The organism is Dietzia aerolata, from assembly GCF_014144865.1.
GTDB classification, from domain to species: domain Bacteria; phylum Actinomycetota; class Actinomycetes; order Mycobacteriales; family Mycobacteriaceae; genus Dietzia; species Dietzia aerolata.
On sequence record NZ_JAALDM010000198.1, the window covers coordinates 1 to 2761 of the forward strand.

At 71.4% G+C, this 2761-nt stretch carries 2 protein-coding genes; both read left to right on the forward strand.

Annotation, left to right across the window (positions count from 1 at the left end):
- Positions 1–1497, forward strand: a 1497-nt coding sequence (locus G6016_RS11805) for an acyl-CoA dehydrogenase family protein (RefSeq protein WP_182632839.1), incomplete at its 5' end; no start/stop codon positions are given.
- A gap of 88 nt (positions 1498–1585) precedes the next feature.
- Positions 1586–2761, forward strand: a 1176-nt coding sequence (locus tag G6016_RS17695) for an acyl-CoA dehydrogenase family protein (protein ID WP_182632840.1), incomplete at its 3' end; no start/stop codon positions are given.

A 2761-nucleotide genomic window follows, 5' to 3' on the forward strand; every position in this document is an offset into this window, starting at 1 on the left:
ACCGCCGAGTACACGCTGAACACCGCGGTCGAGTACGCCAAGATCCGCGAGCAGTTCGGCCGCACCATCGGCTCGTTCCAGTCCATCAAGCACCTGGCCGCCGACATGCTCTGCCGCACCGAGCAGGTCCGCGCCCTGGCCTGGGACGCCGCCGTGGCCGCCGAGGACCTCATGGTCGCCGACTCCGAACTGCCCGTGGCCGCCGCCGTGGCCGGTGCGCTCGCCTTCGACAACGCCGTCACCAACTCGCAGGACTGCATCCAGATCCTCGGCGGCATCGGCTTCACCTTCGAGCACGACGCCCACTTCTACATGCGTCGAGCCAGTGCCCTGCGTCAGGCGATCGGCGGGGCCGCCCGCTGGCGCCGCGCACTGGCCGACCTCACCCTGGCCGGCAAGCGCCGCCACCTGGACATCGACCTCTCCGAGATCGCCGGGATCGACGCGAAGCGCGAGGAGATCAAGTCCCTCGTCGCGAAGGTCGCCGCCGTCGACGGCGACGAGCGCAAGCAGGCACTGGCCGACACCGGCCTGTTCATGCCGCACCTGCCCGAGCCGTGGGGCCTGGGCGCCACCCCGGCCGAGCAGCTCATGATCGACGAGGAGCTCGAGGCCGCGGGCGTCGCACGCCACGACATCACCATCGGCGGCTGGGCCGTGCCGACCGTCCTGCAGGCCGCACCCGAGCACGCCGAGCTCCTGGTCCGCGACACGATGGCCGGCAAGATCAAGTGGTGCCAGTTGTTCTCCGAGCCCGGCGCCGGCTCCGACCTGGCCGCCCTGCGCGCCACCGCCGAGAAGGTCGACGGCGGCTGGAAGCTCAACGGCCAGAAGGTCTGGACGTCGCTGGCCCGCGAGGCCGACTGGGCCATGTGCCTGGCCCGCACCGACAAAGACGCCCCCAAGCACAAGGGCATCACCTACTTCCTCGTCGACATGCGCTCCGAGGGCATCCGCACCTCGCCGCTGCGCGAGATCACCGGCGAGGCCCTGTTCAACGAGGTCTACCTAGAGGACCTGTTCGTCCCCGACGAGTTCCAGGTCGGCACGGTCAACGAGGGCTGGAAGATCGCCCGCACCACGCTCGCCAACGAGCGCGTGGCCATGGGCGGCGGCTCCTCGCTCGGCGACGCTGCCGAGGAGATCATCGGCCTGATCAACGAGGCCGGCGTCTCTGACGACTCCCTGGTCCTGGACGAGCTCGGCAAGCACATCGCGGACGGCGTAGTGGGAAGCCTGCTCGACCTGCGCACCGCCCTGCGCAGCCTCTCCGGCTCCGGCCCGGGCGCCGAGTCAAGCGTCCGCAAGATCGTCGGCGTCCGCCACCGCCAGGACATCGCCGAGTTCGGCCTCGAGCTCACCGGTACCGGCGGCGTCGAGTTCACCGAACAGGGCCGCAAGTTCCTCATGGTCCGCTGCCTGTCGATCGCCGGCGGGACCGAGCAGGTCCTGCTCAACGTGGTGGGCGAGCGCATCCTCGGCCTGCCGCGCGACTGAGCCAACCCGCCACTGAGCCGCGACCGACTGGCCCGGACCCGAACCAGACCCGCGACCGACCCCTCAACATTGAAGGACTGATCCCGAAGTGGACTTCACCCGTACCGAGACCCAGGCCGCCGTCGCGGAGGCGGTGGCCGGCGCCCTGACCACCGCGGCGCCCGCCGAGGAACTGCTCACCGCCCTGCCCAGCCGCGACGTGGAGGAGGCGGGCTACGACGAGCGCCTGTGGTCCTCCTTCGCCTCGTCGGGGCTGCTGTCCCTGGGCCTGCCCGAGGAGCTGGGCGGCGACGGCCTCACCGTCGCCGACGTCGCCGTGGTCCTCGAGGAGGTCGGCCGCGCGGGCGTGGTGATCCCCGCGCTGGAGACCCTCGGGTTCGGCGTGGTGCCGATCGTCGCGCTCGGCACGCCCGAGCAGCAGAAGAAGCTGCTGTCCGGGATCGAGGACGGCCGGATCCTCACCGCCGCCGTGGCGGAGCCCGGCCACCCGCTCCCGTCGGTGCCCACCGTGCGCCTGAATGGCGGAGCGATTAACGGAACCGCCACGTCGGTGCGTTACGCGTCCCGGGCGAAGTACGTCCTGGTGCCGGTGTCCACGCCGGAGGGTGCCGCCGTCGTCGTCGTCGCCCCCGACTCCCCGGGGGTCACCCTGACCCCCACCCTCGGGTCACTGGGGGTGCCCGAGTACGCGATGCGGTTCGACTCAACCCCGGTCGACGACGAGGACGTCCTGCGCGGCAACACCGGCGACGAACCCCTCCTCGAGGTGTTCCGCCGTCTCCTCCTCACCGCGTGCGTGGCCCACGGCGACGGCCTGATCTCGGGTTCGCTGGACATGACCGCGGAATATCTGAAGGAGCGGCACCAGTTCGGTAAGCCGCTCGGCTCGTTCCAGGCGGTGCAGCAGGAGCTGGCGGACGTGTACATCGTGTCGCGGACGCTGCACGTGATCGCGCAGTCCATGGCGTGGCGGGCCTCGGAGGGGCTGACCGGGCCGTCGGATCGGTACGAGACCGACCCCGTGATCGGCGCCTACTGGCTGGCGTCCGAGGGGCCGCGCGCGGTGCAGGTGCTGCACCACCTGCACGGTGGCGTGGGCGTGGACATCACCTACCCCATGTTCCGGTACTCCTCGGCGGTCAAGGACCTGGCCCGCTTCGTCGGCGGCTCGCGCCTGCAGTTGACCCAGCTCGGCGAGGCCGTGGCGGCCGACCCGGTCGACGCGGTGGCCGCCGGTTCGGGGCTGGCTCCCGGCGCGGCGGAC